Below are 2272 nucleotides of genomic sequence, written 5' to 3'. Positions count from 1 at the left end.
AACCCTTTTACTCAGGTGAAATCTGAAAGTCGAGAAAAGAAATATCAGATATTGATTAATTTTTCTAAGTTAAAAGAACTTCAAGCGGATTTCCTTTTGAAATTAACAGAAGAAAATTTGTACTACGATGTAAATGGATTGTTATATTTAAAAGATAGAGATATTTATGGACGTGGAGAAAAGCCGGATGATACATATTTTTTAAATGCCTACAAAAGTTTTGTGGCAGGAGTTTTAGGAAGTAAGTATTCTGTAAAACAGATTCAAGAAAGTGGAATTGAAATCTGTAAGGAAGAAAAGTGGTTTGAACCAATTTATAATTGCCAAACTGTTGAAGAAATTGCAGATGTTTTGCGTAACGTAAAAAAAGATTATGTTACAGAGCAGTCACAACAGATGCAGAAAGTAAAGAAGTCTACTTATTCTTTATGGAGAATCGTAGCAATTATTACTTTGATTGGTACACTAATAGGTGGTGGCTATGCGGCATATTTATCTTTGAAAACAGTTCCAGAACAAAGACAATTATTGGCGGCAAATGAAGCTTTTATCCAAAAAGATTATCGAACCTGTATTGATAGTTTGAGAGAGGTGGAACCAGCTGATATGGAGAAAGGCACACTGTATATTTTAGCCTATTCTTATGCTAATATGGAAAGCTTCCGCCAAGACGAGATGAGAAATATTATTGATAATCTTTCGACAAGTAGTAATCCGAAAATTTTGGAGTATTGGATAAGAATAGGAAGGCTGGAAACGAAAAAAGCAGAGGAAATTGCCTTATCTCTGTCAGATGATAAACTTTTGATTTATGCGTATATGAAAGAAGCTGATGATTTGGAAAATAATACTAAGATAGACGGTTCCAAAAAGAAACAGCGTCTTGATGAATTGGAAAGCCAGATAGAAAAACTTGGTGATAAATATGAACCAAAAGAGGAAGAAACCGTAGAAAAAATAGACGGTGCCGTGCAGGAAAATACTTCTACACAAGAACCACAGACTCAAGAGCCGACAGATACTGCACAGTAGAAATAATAAATTTTGCAGGAGGAAAGAGTATGGGAGATTTTTGGGATGATATCAAAAAGAAAAACGAGGAACGTAGAATAGCAGGGATAAAAAGCGATATTCGTGTATTGGAAGAACAGATAAAAGAATATGAAGATGCAAAGAAGAAAGTAGAAAGTGCTAAAAAGAAGTGCAATAGTGAATGCGAAGAATGGAAAGAAAAATTGGGAGAACTGAAAGGAAAAGAAATAAAGCAGACAGGGATTTTTGAAGGCGAAATGGCAAATGCATTGGAAAATTATATAAACGATGCGAAAGAAGAAAATGATACTGCTATTCAAAGAACTGGGGATTTAGTAAGTAGTTTGGGAACGCAGATAGAAAAAATTGACGATAAAATTTCACAACTTGAAAGTAGAATTAAATATAAGAGAAGTTTAATATAAGGAGGTAGTGAAATGGCAGATAAAATTGCAGTAAATGATGAAAACTATACAGATTTGAAAAGTGCTTTAGAGGGAAAGCATGAAATCATATTGGAACTTCTCGAAAAAGTTATCAAAGACTTGCAAGAATTGACAGGAAAAGATGGAGAATTCTATACGGATGCAATTTCTCCAAAAGTAAATCTTTTATGTGAAGAATTAAATGATGCCAGAGCCTCTATGGAACAAGTTTATTCTTCGCATGCTTCTATTATTGCCAGTTTCAAGAATGCTATAGCAGACTTGGATATGTGTTGCTAAGGAGGAAAATAGATGGTAAAAAATATTAATATTGATATAAACAGTGTAGAATCCATTATTAATGGGGCTGTATCAGATATAGGCACAGTGCAAGATGATATTAATAACATTTATTCAGATTTAAATAAGCACCTATCGGAAGCATTTGGAGATGAGGCAGATGCATTACAGGAACAATTGACAGCAGAGAGTGCATTGGCAACTGCCTTATGTAATACATTGAAGAAATTTTCAGAGAGCATTCGATTTGCGGCATCTGAGTTTATAGAATTAGATACACAGGTGCTAGTCAAATGGGTAAAAAGTAAGGAAAGAAAGGGGACATAGAATGAAACGAGTATTTCAGGTAAGCGAGATTACACAGCTGTGTAAGGATATCAAAAGCATCTTAGAGCAGTGCAAGGACCATGTGTCTGCTATGAGGACTTATGCAGACCAGGCAGGGGAAGCACTGGACGCAGTACCTTATGAAGTCCGTTACGGGATAGCCGTCCATGACGTTTCCCAGTTACGCA

General features: G+C 35.0%; 5 protein-coding genes. All 5 read left to right on the top strand.

Annotated features, from left to right (window positions below; genetic code table 11):
* The coding region (locus tag DXB52_RS15485; RefSeq protein WP_147343398.1) for a type VII secretion protein EssB/YukC at nucleotides 1–1032 on the top strand (1032 nt) is incomplete at its 5' end.
* 29 nt (nucleotides 1033–1061) lie between these two features.
* A complete protein-coding gene (locus DXB52_RS15480; RefSeq protein ID WP_117909351.1) occupies nucleotides 1062–1457 on the top strand; it encodes a hypothetical protein in 396 nt (131 codons plus the stop codon).
* Nucleotides 1458–1469: 12 nt separating this feature from the next.
* Entirely contained in the window at nucleotides 1470–1757 is a 288-nt protein-coding gene (locus DXB52_RS15475) for a hypothetical protein (protein ID WP_117909349.1), read from the top strand.
* A 12-nt stretch (nucleotides 1758–1769) separates the two neighbouring features.
* Nucleotides 1770–2084 (top strand): hypothetical protein, encoded by a 315-nt coding sequence (locus tag DXB52_RS15470; protein WP_118108013.1) that lies wholly within the window; start codon nucleotides 1770–1772, stop codon nucleotides 2082–2084.
* Between the two features lies 1 nt (nucleotide 2085).
* On the top strand, nucleotides 2086–2272 hold a 187-nt coding region (locus DXB52_RS15465; RefSeq protein WP_147343397.1), incomplete at its 3' end, for a hypothetical protein.

It is taken from the genome of Ruminococcus sp. OM04-4AA, assembly GCF_003462585.1.
Lineage (GTDB): Bacteria > Bacillota > Clostridia > Lachnospirales > Lachnospiraceae > Mediterraneibacter > Mediterraneibacter faecis.
The sequence above is the reverse complement of the archived record's forward strand: the minus strand, read 5'-3'. Positions and strand labels throughout refer to the sequence as shown.

Bases quoted from the DNA above. Each gene is read 5' to 3' on its own strand.
- DXB52_RS15475 (WP_117909349.1), top strand. From the start codon at position 1,470: ATGGCAGATAAAATTGCAGTAAATGATGAAAACTATACAGATTTGAAA.
- DXB52_RS15470 (WP_118108013.1), top strand. From the start codon at position 1,770: ATGGTAAAAAATATTAATATTGATATAAACAGTGTAGAATCCATTATT.
- DXB52_RS15480 (WP_117909351.1), top strand. From the start codon at position 1,062: ATGGGAGATTTTTGGGATGATATCAAAAAGAAAAACGAGGAACGTAGA.